Origin of the sequence: Nocardia sp. BSTN01, from assembly GCF_015354405.1 — a bacterium.
GTDB lineage: Bacteria > Actinomycetota > Actinomycetes > Mycobacteriales > Mycobacteriaceae > Nocardia.
On record NZ_JADKYP010000004.1, the window covers coordinates 38051 to 57695 of the forward strand.

Annotated in this window: 5 protein-coding genes; all 5 read left to right on the forward strand. The window is 70.6% G+C overall.

What is annotated here, in order from left to right; genetic code table 11:
* Positions 1-9: 9 nt before the first annotated feature.
* Genes IRT45_RS05295 through fabD form a run of 5 tightly spaced genes read left to right on the forward strand, consistent with a single transcriptional unit; the run spans position 10 to position 19582 of the window.
* The gene (locus tag IRT45_RS05295; protein ID WP_194804761.1) at positions 10-7647 is read left to right on the forward strand and encodes an amino acid adenylation domain-containing protein; all 7638 of its coding nucleotides are present in this window, start codon (positions 10-12) and stop codon (positions 7645-7647) included.
* 5 nt (positions 7648-7652) lie between these two features.
* The gene (locus IRT45_RS05300; protein WP_194804762.1) at positions 7653-11069 is read left to right on the forward strand and encodes a type I polyketide synthase; all 3417 of its coding nucleotides are present in this window, start codon (positions 7653-7655) and stop codon (positions 11067-11069) included.
* Positions 11066-17347 carry a type I polyketide synthase gene (locus tag IRT45_RS05305; protein ID WP_194804763.1) on the forward strand — a complete coding sequence of 2094 codons (6282 nt, stop codon included), beginning with the start codon at positions 11066-11068 and terminating at the stop codon, positions 17345-17347. Before IRT45_RS05300 ends, IRT45_RS05305 begins: the two co-directional genes overlap by 4 nt.
* The gene (locus IRT45_RS05310) at positions 17344-18249 is read left to right on the forward strand and encodes a 3-oxoacyl-[acyl-carrier-protein] synthase III C-terminal domain-containing protein (RefSeq protein WP_194804764.1); all 906 of its coding nucleotides are present in this window, start codon (positions 17344-17346) and stop codon (positions 18247-18249) included. The genes IRT45_RS05305 and IRT45_RS05310 overlap by 4 nt, the downstream gene beginning before the upstream one ends.
* A 1-nt stretch (position 18250) precedes the next feature.
* Positions 18251-19582: an ACP S-malonyltransferase gene (gene fabD, locus IRT45_RS05315; protein WP_194804765.1), complete on the forward strand. Its 1332-nt coding sequence runs from the start codon at positions 18251-18253 to the stop codon at positions 19580-19582.
* Positions 19583-19645: the final 63 nt, after the last annotated feature.

A 19645-nucleotide genomic window follows, 5' to 3' on the forward strand; every position in this document is an offset into this window, starting at 1 on the left:
CGAGTTACTGTGCAAGCCGACTTTCTTCCCGGCGTCCTCGCCATCGCCACCGATTTCCGCCGCGCACCGGTGCAGCGATATCTGCGTGCCCGGGAGGAGTATCGTCCCGGCGCGTCGGGCCCGGCGGTGGCGGCGTTGGTCGCCCTGATCCACAGGCATTCCGAACACGCCGAGGTCACACTCGGCGTGATCGCGCCGGAGGATGATTCACCGATTCCGCTGCGGATCGCCGTCGATCCGGATCGCACGGCGGAAGCGCTGGCCACCGACGTCGACGACGCCCGGTCGCGGCTGGTGGCCGCGCGTGCCGACTTCGACCTCGACGAGCTGATCGAGAAACTCTGCCCCACACCGATTTTCGATCGGCATCCGCTGTTCCAGATCGCCTGTTGCGAGCTCACCGGCGACCACGATGCGGACGCGGCGGAGGATGCGCTCGAGGCCGTCGTCGGCTGCGATCTGGTCTTCGTCGACGATCGCGGCGTCGGCGAACTGCGCTGCGAATACGATGCCGAGCTGTTCGAGCCACAGACGGTGCGCCGGCTCCTCGCGCAGTGGGCGCTGCTGATCGACGCGTTCACCGCGCATCCGGATACCGCGCTCGCGGCCTTGCCGATGCTGCCGGAGGACGACCGGACGGCCCTCGACGAGTGGTCGGCCGGACCGCCGGCGGCCCGCCCGGCGACGACCCTGCACGCATTGATCGCCGAACGAGCGGCGCGCCGGCCGCACAGTCCCGCGGTGATTTCCGAGGCGGGCACGTTGAGCTACGGCGATCTCGACGACCGCGCGGCGCGGGCCGCCGGATATCTGAGCGCCGTGGGTGTGCGGCCCCGGCAGATCGTCGCGCTGTGCCTGCGGCGCTCGCCTCGCGTGCCGGTGCTGGCGCTGGGTGTCATGAAGGCCGGCGCGGCCTATCTGCCGCTGGATCCGGCGGATCCGGATGCGCGGCTGGCGACGATCCTCGCCGATTCCGGCGCGTCGGTAGTGCTGTGCGACGATGCCGACATCGCCGGACGCTTATCGGCCGAGGGCGTCACGGCGATCGATCTGGATGCGGTGTGGGACGACCTGGAACAGGTCGAGCCCGCGCCCGCGCGGGTCGGCGCGCCGACGGATCTGGCCTACGTCATCTACACCTCCGGCTCGACCGGCCGGCCCAAAGGTGTGCTGATCGAGCACGCGGCGATCTGTAATCGTTTGCTGCACGGCGCGATTCGCATCGACGAATCGGACCGCGTGCTACAGAAGACGCCGCTGACCTTCGACGTGTCGGTGTGGGATCTGTTCTATCCGCTGGTGCACGGTGCGCAGTCGGTGCTGTGCGATGCGGAGGGGCATCGGGATTCGCGCTACCTGCTGGAAACCATTCGCGCGCAGGAGATCACCGTCGCTCACTTCGTGCCCTCGATGCTGCGCACGTGGCTGGCCGAGCCGGGAGTCGAGTCGTGTACCTCGCTGCGCTGTGTGACCACCAGCGGTGAGGCGCTGCCCGCGGATGTGGCCGCCGAATTCCATCGGCTGCTGCCGGATACCGCGCTCCACAACTATTACGGACCGACCGAAGCGGCCGTCGACGTCACCTGTGAACAGGTACTTCCGGGAGCGGCGGTCACCCTCGGCCGGCCGATCGAGAACGTCCGCGCCATCGTCTTGGACACGGCGGGACAGCTTGTGCCCGTGGGAGTTCCGGGCCAGCTGCATCTGGCCGGAGTCTGCTTGGCGCGCGGTTATGTCGATCCCGCCGACGAGATCGGCCGCTTCGTGGCCGACCGGCGGACCGGAGAACGGCTGTACGCCACCGGCGATCGGGTGCGGCGGCTGGCGGACGGACGCCTGGAATATCTCGGCCGAGCCGACCATCAGCTGAAATTGCGTGGCCTGCGCATCGAGGCCGGTGAGGTCGAGTCGGCGTTGCGCACCGCCGACGGGGTGCGCGAGGCCGTGGTCACGGTCTTCGGTGACGATCCGCAGCGCAGCGAACTGGTCGGCTACGTGAGCCCCGCGGACGGGGCGGTGGCCGACGCCGATGTGTTGCGTGAGCATGCCCGTGCGCTGCTGCCGTCGTACATGGTCCCGGCGAGAATTGTTGTGCTCGATGAATTTCCGCGCAATACCGCCGGGAAGATCGACCGCGGGAGGTTGCCCGCGCCCGTCGCGACGGTGCGCAGCGCAACCACGGCGTCGCCGAACGAACTCTCCGACGCGATCGCGGCGGTGTGGGCGCGGGTGCTCGAATGCGACTCGGTTCCCGCCACCGCGAACTTCTTCGATCTCGGCGGCAATTCACTGCTCGTGGCCCGGGTGCACCTGGCCTTGGAAGAGGCACTCGGCATCTCGATCGCGCGCACGGACCTGTTCCGCTATCCGACCGTCGCCGCGCTGGCCGCGGCCCTCGCCGGCTCGGTGGCCGCCCGAGATGTGGCCGACGAGGCCGCCGACCACAGCGGTCCGTTCGCGGTGATCGGGATGGCCGTGCGCGTGCCGGGCGCCGCCGATCTCGACGAATTCTGGGATGTCATCGCGGGTGCGCGCACGACGATGACCGACCTCGACGACGAGCAACTCCGGGCCGCGGGCGAGTCGGCCGAGCGCATCGCCGCGCCGAATTATGTGCGCACCGCGGCGGTCCTGGACGATATCGCCGGATTCGACGCCGACTACTTCGGCTTCACCGCCCGCGAGGCGCAGGTCACCGATCCGCAGCACCGGCTGCTGCTGGAATGCGCGGTCGAGGCGCTCGAACACGCGGGCTACGGTGGTGCGCCGCAGCGGCCGCGCACCGGGGTGTTCGTGGGCGGACTGCCCAGCAGCTACTTCCATCGTTATTTCGCCGACGACTTCACCCAGTTGCCCTCCACCCAGCACTACCAGATCAAGGTGGGCAACGAAGCGGACTTCCTGCCCACCTCGATCGCCTATCGCCTCGACCTGCACGGACCTGCCGTCACCGTGCAGAGCGCCTGTTCGACCTCGCTGGTCGCGATCCATCTGGCCTGCCAATCCATCGGCCGCGGCGAATGTGAGATCGCGGTGGCCGGTGGTGTCGCCGTGCGAGTGCCCGATCGGGTCGGGTATCTGCATCAGGAGGGGATGGTCGCCTCGCCGGACGGGCACTGCCGCGCCTTCGACGAGCAGGCCGGCGGCACCATCTTCGGCAACGGTGCGGGCGTGGTCGTCCTCAAACGGCTCGACGACGCGGTGCGCGACGGTGACCGGATCTTCGCCGTGGTGCGCGGCACCGCGATCAACAACGACGGCGCGGCGAAGGTCGGCTTCACCGCGCCGAGTGTCGACGGCCAGGTCGAGGTCATTCGCCGGGCGCACCGTGTGGCCGGGGTAGCGCCCGCGGAGATCGGGTACGTCGAGGCGCACGGTACGGCCACCCCGATGGGTGATCCGATGGAGATCGCCGCGCTCACCGAAGCTTTCGGGGGACCGCGCGAGGATCGGTGCGACGTCGGGTCGGTGAAGGCCAATATCGGCCATCTCGATACCGCCGCCGGAGTAGCGGGATTCGTCAAGGCCGTACTGGCATTGGATCACGCGGTTCTGCCGGGACTGGCGAATCTGGAGCGGCCCAGCAGCCGCATCCCGTGGTCCGAGACGCCGTTCCAGGTTTCGCCGCGGTCGCGGGCGTGGCCGCCGGATCGGCCGCGGATCGCCACCGTGTCGGCGTTCGGCATCGGCGGCACCAACGCACACGCGGTGCTCGACGCCGCGCCGCCGCGCGCCACCACCGCCGTCCCCGCGGGCTGGAGCGGTCTGTTCCGGTTGTCGGCGCGTTCCGATGCGGCCCTGCGCGACCTCGCGCAACGCTACCTCGATCGGCTGACCGACGATACGGCCATCGAAGATATCTGCTACACAACAGGTTTCGGTCGCGAGCAGCACGAACGTCGGCTGGCCGCGGTGATCTCCTCGCTGCCGGAGTTGCGGGCGGTGCTGGCGGCGTACCTGCGTGGTGAACCCGCGGCGGCATTGTTCACCGAGGCGGAACAGCATGCGGACCGGCGGCTGTGCCTGGTCCTGGGCGACGCCCCCGAAGCCGGTGTCGACGCATTCCTCGACCTGTACGCCGACGATGCGGTGGTGCGGACGGCGCGGGCGGAGGTGACCGCCGCGCTCGGCGGCGCCGAACCCACCGGACTCCAAGCGGATCTGGCCCGGCTGTACGTCTTGGTGCAGGTGTGGCGGGCGTGCGGCCTGCGGTGGGATGCGGTGATCGGTTACGGCACAGGCGAATACGTGGCGGCGGTGATAACCGGTGTCGTGGATCTGGCGACCGCGATGCGACACGCCGCCGCTGCGACACCGCTGGCGCCGGGTGATCGCCGCGAGCTGTGGCTCGTCTCGCGAGCATCGGATGTCGAGTCGTGTGTGACGGCCGCGGGTTGTGATCGGATGCTGGTACTGGGCCGGCGCAGCGACGAACGCGCCCGACTGCGGCTGGCCGCCGATCGGCACGGGGTGCACACCGTACTCGCGGCCGACGGGCCACACGATGTCCAGCGGACCCTGCTGATCGCCGCGGCGAAACTCTATGCGATCGGTATGGATATCTGCCCGACGCCGTGGGGCCCGTTCGCGCTGGGGAGCCGGATCCCGCTGCCCACCTACGCCTTCCAGCGCAGCCGCTTCTGGATCGAACCGGAACGTGCGCTTCGCCGTACCGTCGGCGCCGCCGAGGACACCGGGCTGCCCGGCCGTCCGGTGGATCTGCCGCTCTCGGAGGAGATCCGCTACGAGCGGAGTTTCGCCTGCGACTCCCCGTCGTATGTGACCGATCACCGGCTGTTCGGCACCGCGGTCGTGCCCGGTGCCTCGCATATCGCGATGGTGCTGGCCGCGGCGGCGCACCACATCGACGGGCCGTACGCGCTGCGGGACACGTTGTTCCTCAATCCGTTCGCCGTGTCCGACGGCGGGAGCCGCCGCGCACAATTGGTGCTGCGCCCGAACGGTTCGGGCTGGGACGTGACCCTCGTCGCGGAAGAGGAATCCGCTGTGGGCGCGGCGTGGCCGGCGCTGTTCCGCACCGCGCTGGACAGTGCTCCCGCCGAATCGGATGCGACCTTCGGTGATGCCGATCGCGGCGATGTTCTCGCCCGCTGTCCGCAGCAGCTGTCCGGACTCGAGTTCTATCGGGACGTCTGGGTGCCGGGGCTCGACACCGGGAACTCCTTCCACTGGATCGAGACCATCTGGCGTGGCGACAACGAGGCACTGTGCCTGACGACCCGTCCCGAGGGGGTCGAGATCGGGCCGGAGCCGCTGCACGCGGGGCTGGTCGAAGCCGCGTTCCAGGTGCTCAACAGCTGCTGGAAATACGACAACGCTCTGCTGCGGGCCCAGGAGAACATCTACGTTCCGTTCAGTATCGACCGCTACTACTTCTCCGGCCGCCGCACCGAGGGCCCGCTGTGGATCCACGCCCGTTTGGCGGGCGGGCACGGCGCGGGGGACGAGGCGTTCACCGCGCATATCCGGATGTACGACGTCACCGGCGAATTGGTGGTCGCCGTGGACGGATTCGAATCGCGGCGCATCAGCCGCGCACAGGTGGAGCGGGCGCTCGCCCGCAAGACGGCCGATATCACCCACGAACAACACTGGCAGCGCACCGAGGCGGCCGGGGCGGGCGCCGAGCCGGTGTCGCTGCTGGTGATCGACGACGAACCCGACCGGTTGAGCCGGTTCGCGCGGGTGCTGCGCGAGCGGGCGATTCCGGCCGTGACCGTGTTGATCGGCGCGGAGGTACCGCCGGGATCGGGCATCACCCGCCACGTTGCCACCGACGCCGAAGCAGCGCCCTGGCCGGTGGAATTCGCCGCGGCGGATCGTCGCGGCTTCGTCGACCTGCGCGGTTTGTCCACGACGGACGGCGAGAGCGCGCAGTTCGTCGGCGAGGCCGCCCAGCGGTGTGCCGCGGCTGTGCGACCGCTACCGGCGCTGGCGTCCGAACGCGTCCGCGTGTGGTGGCCGACTCGTAGCGCTCAGCCGGTGACCGGCGACGTCGACGTCACCGATCCGGCCGCGACCATGCTCTGGGGTATCGCCACGGTCGTTCGACGCGAGTACCCGGAATTACACTGCAGCACAGTCGATCTGGACGACGATGCGGATTCGTCGCTGGTGCGGCTGGCGGAGGAGATCCATCGGTGGTCGCCGGAGATGCGGATCGCGCATCGCGGGAAGGACCGCTACGTCGCGCGGCTTCGCCGTGCACATCCGGGGACGGATGTGCGGATCCGGCCCGATCGCAGTTATCTCGTCACGGGCGGTCTCCGGGGCATCGGCCCGCGCGTGGCGCGTCTGCTGGCCGAACAGGGCGCGGGCCACCTCGTACTCGTCGGCCGCACCGCTCCCGATCCGGAGACCGCGCGGCTGCTGGACGAGATCCGCGACGGCGGTTGCCCGGTCACCGTGCACACCGCCGATATCGGCACCGAATCGCTCGCCGGCGTGATCGCCGCGGCGCCGCATCCGCTCGGCGGGATCGTGCACGCGGCCGGGGTGCTGGACGATGCGACGATCGCCGGGCTGGACGCCGGGCGATTCGAGAAGGTCCTCGCGCCCAAGGTCGGCGGGATTCGTTCGCTGCGCGACATCCTCGGCGCGGAAACCGATTTCGTGGTGTTCTTCTCGTCGCTGACGGCGACCGTCGGTGCGGGCGGGCAAGCCAACTACGCCGCGGCCAATGCCTATCTGGACGGGTACGCGTCCGTGCTGCGGGCCCAGGGTATCCCCGCGACCAGCATCGCGTGGGGTCCGTGGGCGGAGATCGGGATGGCGGCCCGGCTCGACGCCGAGGATCGCGCGCGGGCTCGGCTGCGCGGTTATCGCCCGCTCTCGCCGGAACAGGGACTGCGACTGCTCGCCGGCAATCTGGTCGCAGCCGGACCGACCGTCGTCGCCGCCGATCTGGACTGGCCGAAACTGGCCGCGGCCGCGGGCGGTGACCCGTGGTACGGAAGTATCGCCGCCACCCCCGCCGCCGCCGGACCGGCCGCATCGCTGCGGGAACGGGTTCTGACCGCTGCCCGGACCGACCGGCCGGCCCTGGTCCGTGACCTGACGGCCACCGAGGTGAAGGCGGTGCTGGGACTCGACGACGGGCATCTGATCGACCCGGAGGAGGGGTTCACCCAGCTCGGCATGGACTCCCTCGCGGTCGTCGAACTGCGCTCGCGCCTGCAGGACGGTTTCGGACTCGCGCTGCCCGCGACCTTCGGATTCGACTATCCGACCGTCGAGAAGGTGGCCGAATACCTTTCGGCCGCAATCGGTTCCGGGGAAGCCGACGTGCCGGCCCCGGCTGCGGTCCCTGCCCGGTCGCAACAGGTGACGACACAGGACGGACCACCACACGCCGCCGCCGTACCACCCAGGGGCTCGGCACCGACCGGGTCGTATTCGGACACCTCGGCCGCGCCGACTTCGGCTGCGCCAGCTGCGCCGGTTGCGGATCCGGCGGCGCCGACCGCCGCTGTCGCGAGTCCGGCCGGTCCGTCCTCGGCCGAGTCGCAAGCGGCAGCTTCGGAACCACCCCCGTCGGCGCGGCCCGCCGCACCCCCGTCGGAGGATCCGATCGCCGCCGAGCTGGCTCTGCTGGAGGCGGCATTACACAGCGACGCACAGTGGTGAGGGATATGTCCGCAGCACCTTCCGAATCCGCCGGCACCGGCGGTGCGACACCTGACCGCGAACACCGCATCGCCGCGGCCCTGCGCGCGGCCCGCGAGCGGCTGGCCGAACCCCGCCCGGCGGAACCGATCGCGATCGTCGGCATCGGCTGCCGCTTCCCCAGCGGCATCACCGATCCGGACAGCCTGTGGGACGTCGTCGCCGGTGGTGTCGACGCCACCGGCGAACAGCCGGGCGATCGGTGGGATGTGCACCGGTTCTACGATCCGGACCCGGACAAGCCCGGCACCATCTACACCACCCGCGGCGGATTCCTCGACGCCGTGGATATGTTCGACGCCGACTTCTTCGGCATTTCACCCCGGGAAGCGCGCGCGATGGATCCGCAGCAGCGGCTCCTGCTGGAGATCGCGTGGGAGGCGGTGGAGAACGCGGGTATCGCGCCCCGGCGGCTGCGCGGATCCGATACCGGGCTGTTCGTCGGATTCAGCTGGCGCGACTACGACCGCGTCGCCGTCGCAGATGTCCCCGAGGCCATGAACGCCTATGCGGGACTGGGCAATACACCGAGTATCGCGGTGGGCCGGGTGGCGTACACGCTGGATCTGCACGGACCGGTGTCGCTGGTCGACACCGCGTGCTCGTCGTCGCTGGTGGCGGTGCATCAGGCGGTGCAGAGCCTGCGCAACGGCGACTGTTCGACCGCGCTGGCCGGTGGCGTGAATCTGATCCTCTCGCCGTTCTCGACGATGTTCTGCTGCCGCATCCGCGCGCTGTCGCCGGACGGCCGCTGCAAGACCTTCGATGCCTCCGCCGACGGGTACGGCCGCGCCGAGGGAGCCGGTCTGGTGGTGCTCAAGCGGTTGTCGCAGGCACAGCGCGACGGCGACCGGATCTACGCGGTGATCCGCGGTTCCGCGGTCAACCACGACGGCCGGACCGGCGGGCTCACCGTGCCGAGCGCCCGCGCCCAGGAGGCGGTGGTGCGGGCCGCGCTGCGGACGGCGAATGTCGAACCGGCGCAGGTGAACTACATCGAGGCACACGGCACGGGCACCGCCCTGGGCGATCCGATCGAAATCGGCGCGCTGAATTCCGTCTTCGGCGCCGCACGAGCGCCGCTGTGGGTCGGGTCGATCAAATCGAACTTCGGGCACGCCGAGACGGCCGCGGGAATCGCCGGCCTGATCAAGGCGGCACTGGCCGTACAACGCGGTGTGGTGCCGCCGACCCTGCATGTACGGGAACCGAACCCGCGCATCGATTGGGCGTCCGGATCGGCGCGGGTGGTCACCGAGACCACATCGTGGCCGGCGGGATCGCGGATCGCGGGCGTCAGTTCGTTCGGGTTCAGCGGGACCAACGCGCACGTGGTGGTCGAACAGCCGCCGGTGGCCGTGCCATCCGCGACCGCCGTGCCCTCGGGTCTGCTGACGTTGTCCGCGCGGACCGACGAAGCGTTGCGGGCGCAGTCGCGGCGATTCGCGCTGGCACTGCGCACCGCCGAGCCAGCGCAGCTCGAATCGGTCTGCGCGACAGCCAATCTCGGACGGAACACGTTCGAGCACCGGCTCGCCGTGGTGGCCGGGAGTACCACCGCGATGGCGGCCGCCTTGGACGCCCATTCCACCGGACAGTGGCAGCTGGCGGTCACGACCGGCCATGTGCCGCGCGGTCGAGCCGTGCGCACCGCCCTGTTGATCGGCCATCGAGAACCCGGTGTGGAGCCGCTCGATCGCGAGAACTACACCGGCTCCGGCGTTTTCCGCACCGCCGTCGACGAATGTCTGGACGCGACCTCGTCGCGGGAGAGTTTCCGCACCGCCCTGTTCGCGGGGCTCGCACCCCATCAGGCGCAGCGGGTACCCGGCCTGGCGGATGCGCTGGCCTTCGTGCACCGCTACGCCCTCACTCGCCAGCTGCTGGCATCAGGACTGCGCCCGGCTGCCGTCCTGGGCGTCGGGGTCGGGGAGTACGTCGTCGCCGCGATCACCGGAATTCTGGAACCCGCTGTGGCACTGCGGGCTTCGGTGTCGACCGCGGCCCTGCTCGGCGAGCGTGCGGTCGCACGCACCGACGACGACGCCCTGCTCGACGCGGTGCTGCGCGAAACCGGGGCGCGCCGGTGCGGTCACACCGGCAACCGCTACCTGCTGGAGGCCGGTCCCGGCGGCCGCGAGCCGCTGCTGCAGCGCCTGCGCGCCGCCGGTATCGCCGCCACGACCCACGCCGAACTGCGCGATCACCTGGGAACGGCCGTCCCCGACCTGGGACAGCCGGGCGATCCCGAACTCACCGTCGTCTCCGCGCACACCGGGATGCGCCTCGGCCGCGAAGCAGCCGATCCCGCGTACTGGTCGGCCCGCCCGCTGTGGCCCGCACATCTGGACCGAGCCTTCGCCACGCTGCGGGAACTCGACTGCACCGTCGTCGCCGAAATCGCGGGGGCGACGCTGACCGACCTCGGCGGGAACCGCCTGACCGAATCCGAGAACCGCCGGCTCACCACGGGTACCACCCGCGGCGAACTGACCCGGTGCACGGCCGGACTGTTCGCGGCCGGAGCCGTCGACGACCTGCGTGACCTGCACGGCACCCACTACCCCCGGATCACGCTGCCCACCTACCCGTTCCAACGCCGCCGGTACTGGGTGGAAGCGCCCGGCTCGGCCCTCGGTGAACCGAGTGCGCCGGCCGCGACGGCGCCCGCTCCGCATGCCGAAGCGCTCGGCGTGGACGCCCGCGACGCCGCCCGGACGGCCACACTCGACACGGCCGACGCATCGCGTCCGGCGACGACAGCATCGGCCGAAATCCGGGAACCCGTCTCCGATTCCACCGTCCCCGAATCGGCGCCCCGCGCTGACGTAGATGCGACCACGCCGGACGCGTCGGCGACCGCGGCCGTCGAGCCCGCGCGGTCGGCCGCGGACCTGTTCCTGCTGCGCCGCCGGGTGAGCGCCGTCGTCGTGGCGAGTGTCCGGCAGGTGTTCCAGATGCCGGAGTCCGATCCCGTCGATCTGCACACCCCGCTGCAGGAACTCGGTTTCGACTCGTTGATGGCGATCGAATTGCGCACCGTCCTGGGCCGTGCCCTGGCGCTGCCGATCGAGGCGGCGTTCGCCTTCGAATTCCCCACGGTGACAGCGCAAATCACCGAGCTCACCGCTCGATTGGCCGTCGCGCCGACGATCCCGCCCGAACCGGTTGCGCAACCGGCGATGCCGGTACCGGCGACCGCGGCGGCACCGACGACGACCGATCCGGGCCCGGAGCACCACGACGCCGCGGCCGGCCCGCACCCCGCCCCGTTCGACATCCCCGTCAGCACGACCCGTACTCCGCTCGACGGGCTGAGCGAATCCGATCTCATCGCGCTGGCTCGCGCGGAAGTGGCCGCCCTGGAAGAGGTGCTGCGTTGACCCCGACCGCGACGAATCCGAGTGCGCTGCCCGAGGACGGCGACAGCAGCGAAGCCTTACGCGGCGCCATCGCCGCCTTGCGCACCGCCCGTGGGGCGCTGGCGCAGCGCAGTGAGCCGGTCGCCGTGATCGGTGCGGGCTGCCGCCTGCCCGGCGGGGTCGATTCGCTGGACGGCTTCGCCGAATTCCTGCGCGCGGGCGGCGACGGCGTGGTCGACATTCCGCCGGACCGCTGGGATGTCGAGCACTACTACGACGCCGATACCGACGCACCCGGCCGATCCTTCATCGCGAAGATGGGCGCGCTCACCGATATCGGCGATTTCGATGCCGCCTTCTTCGGTATCTCACCGCGCGAGGCCGAGGCCATGGACCCGCAGCAACGACTGCTGCTCGAGGTCACGTGGGAGGCGCTCGAGCACGCCGCGGTCCCACCGGAAACCCTGCGCGAAAGCCGAACCGGCGTCTTCGTCGGCATGTGCCCCAACGATTACGGCGCCGCGGCCACCGACCCGGCGGCGATCGACATCTACTCCGCGACCGGTCTGGCGCCGTCGGTGGCGGCCGGGCGCATCGCCTACCACCTCGGACTGCAGGGCCCCGCCCTGGTCGTCGATACCGCGTGCTCGTCCGCGCTGGTCGCGCTGCATCTGGCGGTGCAGAGCCTGCGTTCGGGAGAGTGCGATCTGGCCTTGGTGGCCGGAGTCAATCTGATCGTCTCCCCGCAGTCGATGATCTCGATGTCGAAACTGCGGGCGCCCTCGCCGAGCAATCGCTGCGCACCCTTCTCCGCGGCCGCCGACGGACTGGTGCGGGGCGAGGGATGCGGCGTCGTCGTACTGAAGCGCGAATCCGCCGCCCACGCCGCCGGCGACCGCGTGCTGGCCTCGATCGTGGCCACCGCCGTCGACCAGGACGGTCGTAGCAACGGCCTCACCGCCCCCAACGGCCGCGCCCAGGAACAGGTGCTGCGAGAGGCGTTGCGCGAGGCGAAGGTGGAGGCCGGCCGCATCGACTACATCGAGGCGCACGGCACCGGCACCCCGCTCGGCGACCCGATCGAATTACGCGCGCTCTCGGCGGTTTTCGGTGCCGAACGCGACCGACCGCTGCTCGTCGGATCGGCGAAGGGCAATCTGGGACATCTGGAACCGGCCGCCGGGATCGCCGGACTGCTCAAGGCCATCACGGTCGTCCGCGACCGGATCGTCCCGCCCACACTGCATTTCGACGCACCGAATCCGCTGATCGACTGGGATGCCACGCCGATCGTGATCCCCGCCGCCGCGCAAGAGATCCCCGGCGCCGAACCGGTCTACGCCGGGGTCAGCGCGTTCGGATTCAGCGGGACCAACGCGCATACGATCATCACCGCGGCCCCCGGAACCGGATCGGCACCCGAGGAAGCCGCCGAACCGGCGCGGGAACTGCTGGTCCTGCCGCTGTCGGCGGCAACCGGTCAGGCCCTGCGAGAGACGGCACTTCGCGTGCGCGACGCATTGGCGGCCGATACGCCCGCGCGGGACCTGTGCTTCACCGCGTCCCGCCGCGCCGCACTCGACCATCGTGCCGTGGTGATCGGCGAAACCGCCGCCGCACTGCAACGCGGCCTCACCGCCATCGCCGAGGACCGCGACCGCGCGGGCGTGATCCGTGGCCGCCGCGGCGAACCGGGCGCCCTGGTCTTCGTCTTCGCCGGATTCGGTGGGCACTGGCCCGGGATGGGCGCCCAGCTCATGGCCGATCATCCGGTCTTCGCCGAGGCGGTGCGGCGATGCGCGGCCGCCTTCGAACCCCATCTGGGCATCGATATCGCGGAACTGCTGGCCGCCGGCGAATCCGACGGCGGCCGTATCGATCTCGCCCAGCCCATGTCCTTCGCCGTGCAGATCGGATTGGCGGAGTTGCTGGCGGCGAACGGATTCCGCCCCGATGCCGTCATCGGCCACAGCGTCGGTGAGATCGCGGCCGCCCGGGTGGCCGGGGCACTGAGCGTCGCGGACGCGGCCGCGGTCATCGTTCACCGCAACCGGGTGCTGCGGGCGATCGAGGGAACCGGCGGCATGCTGTCGGTGCCGATGAGCGTCGGCGAGCTCGACGGATGGCTGGAGCGGATCGAAGGCGCATTCGACCTGGCCGCGGTGAACGGCCCCGCGCAGGTCGTCGTCTCCGGCACGGTCGCCGATCTGGACCGGCTCGAAAAGGCGCTCGCCGCAGCGGGATACGACCCACGCCGGGTGAAGATCGAATCGGCCGCGCACAGTCGTCAGCTGGATCCGCACCTGGACGCCTTCGTCGAACGGATCGCCGGCATCACCGCGATGCAGGGTGGCCGGGCCGCATTCCTGTCCACCGTCGAGTCCGACTACCTCCCCACCGGTGCGCTGACCGCCGACTACTGGGCCCGCAATCTGCGCAGCACGGTCCGCCTCGACGAGACGGTCGAGCGGGTGCTCGCGGAGGGCCCGGCGACCTTCGTCGAGATCGGGCCGAATCCGGTCCTGGTCGACGGTATTCGCGCCCGCATCGATGCCTCGAACGACCGGGGCGCGGTGGCCGGTTCCCTAAGGCGCAAGGGCTACGCCCGCCGCGACATCCTGGAGCTGATCGCCCGGTTGTACGTGCACGGACTACCCGTGGACTGGGCCGCTGCCGGGGTGCGCGGCCGGATCGTCGACCTGCCGTCGTATCCGTGGCAGCACAAGCGGTTCTGGGCGCGCTCCGATTGGGATGTGGCCGCCGAACAGCACGGCGGACAGGCTGTGGTCGAATCGTCCGTCAGCGGCGAACGCCTCCTGCAGCGGGTGGTCGATCCCGCCCGCTCGCCCTGGCTGCTCGACCACGCCGTGGGCGACACCCCGGTCGCCGCCGGTGCCTGGCTGGTCAATCTCGCCGCCGCGGCACGCCTGCAGCACGGTTTCGGACCGGGATGCCATTTCGCCGATATCCGGTTCGAACGAGTGCTGACCCTGCCCGAGTCCGGCCGCCGAGTGCAGGTGGTGTTGCGCGACAACGAATTTCGGATCAGCGCCCGTTCGGCCGAATCGAACGACGCGGCCACGGTGTGGACCGAGCACGCCCGTGGGCGGATCGTCTCGGGCGAGCACCTGCCGGAGGCGCCGGGCCTGAGCGCGGCACAGCGGCGCTGCCTCACCGCGGTCGATCCGCAGGATCTCTACGCGGCCTACACCCGCAACGGCACCCGCTACGGGCCCGCGTTCCGCACCGTGACGGAGCTGTCGGTCGGCGACGGCGAGGCGCTCGGCCGGGTGAGCGCGGTCACCGGCGCGCGCGATCCCGAGCAGGGAGTGACGGCGGCCGCGGTGCTGGACGGATGTTTCCAGGTGGTCGGCGCCCTGGCCGGGGACGAACTGTTCCTGCCGTCCGCGATCGGCGCCCTGTCCGTCGCCGACCACATTCCGCCTCAGGTCCACGCCCACGTGCGCCGCTACTCTCGCGAAGGACGCCTGCAGACCGCCGATCTCGACATCTACGCCGACGACGGTTCCCTCGTCGCCACGGTGCGCGAGTTGACCGCGACCCGCGTCGACAGCGCGGATACCGCCGAGGCCGCCGTCCTCGCGGTCGATTGGCAGCAGCACCCGCGTACGACCGGCCGGCTCTCGGGGCGCTGGGTGGTCGTCGGCGGCGACGCGGAGGACGACGTACCGCTGGGATCCGCAACGCTGATCCGGGAGCTCGTGGCGGCGGGCGCCGAGACCGCCACCGCCGCGGTCGCGCCGAGTGCCGACGAGAGCGAACCGGAGGCCGCGTCCTTCGATGAACCCGCGGACCACATCCTGTACCTCGCCGGAACCGAGGACGGCGCAACGGCATTCGCCGATCTCGCCGCCCTGCTCGGCCTCGCGCGCACCCTCGTGCGGATGACCTCCGCGCCGCGCCTGTGGGTGGTCACGCGAGGCGGACAGGCGGTGGCGCGGGAATGCGTCGATCCGTGGCAGGCCGGTCTGTGGGGTTTCGGCACGGCCCTGGCCGCCGAACACCCCGAATTGCGGACCACGCTCATCGACCTGGCCGCCGATGCGGGCGTGGACGGCGACGACGCGGCCGATTTGGTCGCGGAACTCGCCGACGGCAGTGAGCGACATATCGCGCTGCGCGCCGGAATGCGCTGGGTCGCGCGCCTCGACCGGGTCCGGCTGAACCCGGATCCGCCCGTCGTCGCCGCCGGAACCCGCGGGTTCGGGGTGGATATCGACGAGCCGGGCCGATTGCAGACGCTGACGCTGCGCGGACGCGGCCTCCCGCGACCGGGCCCGCGCGAGGTCGTCATCGCGGTGGCCGCGGCCGGTCTCAACTTCGCCGACGTCATGTGGGCCATGGGCTTCTTCTCGGATCTCGACGCCGTGCCCCTGGGATCGGAATGCGCGGGCACCGTCGCAGCCGTGGGCACCGACGTCGATACGGTGCGTGTGGGCGACCGGGTGGTGGCGGTGGCGCTGAACAGCCTGGCCACCCATGCCGTCGCGGACGCGGCACTGGTTCATCGGCTGCCGGAGACGTTCCCGCTCACCGACGCCGCGGCGCTGCCCACCGCCTACACCACCGCGTGTTACGCGCTCGAACATCTCGCCCGGGTGCGCCCGGGCATGCGCATCCTGATCCACTCGGGTACGGGGGGAACGGGTTCGGCGGCCATCGCGGTGGCCCAGCGGCACGGGCTGGAGATCATCGCCACCGCGGGCACCGAGGAAAAGCGCCGCTTCCTCCGAGAGCTGGGTATCGAGCACGTCTTCGATTCGCGCACTATGGAATTCGAGCAGCAGGTTCTCGACGTCACCGGCGGCGCGGGGGTCGATATCGTGCTCAACTCCCTCACCGGCGCGGCCGCCGAGGCGAGTCTGCGCACGGTCGCCGCCGACGGAATCTTCCTCGAGCTCGGCAAACGCGATATCTACGGCTCGGGGCGGCTGCCACTGGAACATTTCAAACGCCGGATCACCTACACCGCGGTCGATATGGCCGGACTGCACCGCGAACGCCCCGCCGTGTTCGCCGAACTTCTGCACCACACCCTGGACCGCGTCGTCTCCGGCGAACTGAGACCGCTTCCGGTGCAGACCTATCCGATCGCCGCGGCGCCGGAGGTCTTTCGTCTCATGAGCACCGGCGCGCACACCGGGAAACTGGTGCTGGTGACCGACGAGGCGGCCACCACCGACATCGTGCGCGGCGCCGCGCAGGGGCTGGCCGAACCCGGCTGCATCCTGATCACCGGCGGCCTCGGCGGGCTCGGTCTCGACCTGGCCCGCACCCTGGTCGAACGCGGCGGCGCGCAGATCGGGCTGCTGGCCCGCCGCGAGCCGAATGCCGAGGAACGCGCGATCATCGACGAACTCAATGCCGATGGAGAGCGGGTCCGGGTGGAGCGCGCCGACGTCGCCGACGCGGCCGAGGTCGGCGCCGCCGTCGCGCGGTTGCGCTCCCGGGTCGGCCCGGTGCGCGGTGTGTTCCATCTCGCGGCCGTCCTGCGTGACGCCGTATTGACCAACCAGAGTTGGGCCCAGTTCGATCCGGTGCTGCGCCCCAAGGCGTTGGGAGCGTGGAATGTGCACCGCGCCGTGGCGGGTGACCCCATCGAGTACTTCGTGATGTACTCCTCCACCGCGACGGTGCTGCCCTCGGGCGGTCAACTGAACTATGCCGCCGCCAACGCGTTTCTCGACGGCCTGGCCCACTACCGGCGCGCCCAGGGCCTGGCGGCTACCGCGGTGGCCTGGGGCCCGTTCCGCGATACCGGACTCGCCGCACGCAGCACCGCGACGGAGGAGTATCTGGCCGGCCGCGGAATCCGCTCGCTGACACCGGCGGCGGGGTACACACTGCTGGAGACGCTGCTCGACGACGGTCGCCCGCGCGCCGCGATCATCGGTCTCGACGCCGACGCCTGGCTCGGCGCGCACCCCTTCGCGCGCGCCGTTCCGCTGTACGAACCGTTGCGCGCCATGGGTTCCGGCGCCACCTCGGCCTTGGCGGACGAGTTGCGCTGCCTCCCGGCCGAGGAGCGCGACACCGCGCTGTGGGAGCTGTTGCTGAGCAGGACGGCTGCCGTTCTGCGCATCGACACCGACGAAATCGACCCGGCCACACCCTTTCTGGAGCTCGGCATGAGCTCGCTCGCGCTGCTCGAATTCAAGAACGGACTGTCGGCCGCCCTGGGCATCGACCTGCCCGGCGCGGTGCACTGGGAACATCCGACCGCGCGGGCGATGCACCGCTATCTGTCCGGCCGCCTACGCGAGGAGCAGTCCCGATGAGCGTCTACCTGCACGGGATTTCCTACGCGGTCGGCGCCCGCGAGCCGATCGCAGGCCTCGAACCGCTGCGGGAGGACCCGGCCATGCTGCGCGATATGCACGGCCTCGGCCTGTACCACTACTGCCGCACCGAACAGACGCCGCTGCAACTGGCCGCCGACGTCGTCGCGAGCACCCTCGATCGGATCCCGGTGGATGCCGCCGAGATCGACCTGCTGGTCTACGCGTCGTCGAGCCCCGAAACCGGAGCCCTGGCCGGTGGTGACTTCCTGCGCTTCTGTGAGCGTTTCGGTCTCACCCGCGCCACTCCGATCGGTGTCACGCTGGCCGAATGCGCGAATTTCGGGAGTGCCCTGCGCATCGCGCACAGCCTGGTCGCCGCCGGATCGGCTCGCAACGTCCTGGTGGTCACCTCCGACGCGTGCCCGGACCCGCACGCCCGTATTCTGCGCGACGCGCTCTCGGTCCTGAGCGACGGCGCCGCCGCCTGTCTGATCACCTCCGCCGAACCGTCGCGGATCGAGGTGCTCGGCTCGAACCAGGGCACCAACCAGTTGATCCGTGTGGCGAAGATGCCGGCCCTGGCGGGGCTGACCAAGCGTGGCCTGTCCCGCGCGGTGGCCGATATGCTCGACCGCGCCGGTCTGGACCGCGGCGACGTGCGCCGCATCATCGCCAACAACGTCAACGAGGAGGCCGTGCGGTTCATGGCCGATTCGGCCGGACTCGACCACGACCTGTGCTACCTGGACAACATCGCGGACTACGCGCATGTGCATTCGGCCGACAACCTGATCAATCTGCAGACCTATCTGGAGGACGGCGTCGCGCCGGGGGAGATCGTCATGACCATCAGCCACGGGTTCGGCACCTGGGGCGTCGCACTGTTGAGGATCGGCTGACATGCTCGCATTCGTATTTCCCGGTCAGGGAGCGCAATTCCCCGGCATGAGCAAGGCGCTGGCCGACACCTACCCGGTCGCGCGCGAGATCTTCGACCGCGCCGACGCGGCGATCGACTTCGGCCTGAGCGAACTGTGCTTCGCCGGCGACCCGGCGGAGCTGGCCCGGACCGAATACGCCCAGCCCGCGATCCTGGCCACCAGTGTGGCCGCCTATCGAGTGCTGGTGTCGGAGACCGGCATTCATCCGATGGTCGTGGCCGGGCACAGCCTCGGTGAGATCACCGCGCACGTCTGCGCCGGCGCCCTCGACGTCGAGACCGCGGTGCGCCTGGTGCGTCGCCGGGGCGCCCTGATGCAGGAAGCGGTGCCGCCGGGGGCGGGCGCGATGGTGGCGGTGATGGGTCTCGCCGCCGAGGAGGTCGACCAAATCTGCTCCGCCGCAGCGCGTTCCGAGGTCGTGGCGGTCGCCAACTACAACGGCGCGAGCCAGATGGTGATCTCCGGGCACACCGGCGCGGTCGGCAGGGCCCGGCAACTCGCCGAGGAACGCGGGGCGATCACCCGTGCGCTCGACGTCAGCGCGCCGTTCCACTGCGCACTCATGGCACCCGCCGCCGCCACCTTCCGATCCGAACTCGCCGGCGCCGCATTCACGTCACCGCGAATACCGGTGGTGGAGGGCACGTCCGGGCGGTGGCGAACCGACGCCGACCCGGTCGACTCGCTGTCCGCGCAGATCTGCGCACCCGTGCGCTGGGATGTGGTGATGGCCGGACTGGCGGCCCGCGGCATTCGATACGTGATCGAAGCCGGGCCCGGCGCACGCCTGACATCCATGCTGCGCCGATCGGAAAAAGGCATCGGCACAGCGCATTTCGGTGAGCCGCAGGATCTCGACGCGGTTGTCGCTCTCCTCGGTGACCGGCCGTGGCTGCGGCGCGAGCCCGGGTACTGGCAGCACGGTGACCGCGGCGACCTGTACGCGCCCGCTACCTCCGAGATCGTCTGGGCCGGTACCGACGAAGCCGAGCCGATGACCGACGCGGCCTGGACCACCCGTTCCGACGGCTCGCGTCTGCGTCGCTACGGCCCGATGGCGGTGATCACGGCGGACAACGCGCTGCGCACCTACGATCCGGCCGTCTGGACGCCGCGCGAGGACGGCGCCTATGTGCGCCGCGACCACACCGCCGTCGAGCACCCGGCCACCGGCGGTGACAGTTTCGACCCGGCGGACTGGATCGTCGACCCGTCCGGGACCATGTGCCGTCGCGACGGCTCCCGCGTCGTCTGGCCCGACGGCGACGAGTGGAGCTTCGCCACGCCCTGAGCGATCTCATACGGTCGTATTGACCGACGGTTCATACGTTCGTATGGTAGGTCTCATACGAAC

Coding starts and splice junctions, on each gene's coding strand:
- IRT45_RS05300 (WP_194804762.1), top strand. CDS start 7,653: ATGTCCGCAGCACCTTCCGAATCCGCCGGCACCGGCGGTGCGACACCT.
- IRT45_RS05310 (WP_194804764.1), top strand. CDS start 17,344: ATGAGCGTCTACCTGCACGGGATTTCCTACGCGGTCGGCGCCCGCGAG.
- fabD (WP_194804765.1), top strand. CDS start 18,251: ATGCTCGCATTCGTATTTCCCGGTCAGGGAGCGCAATTCCCCGGCATG.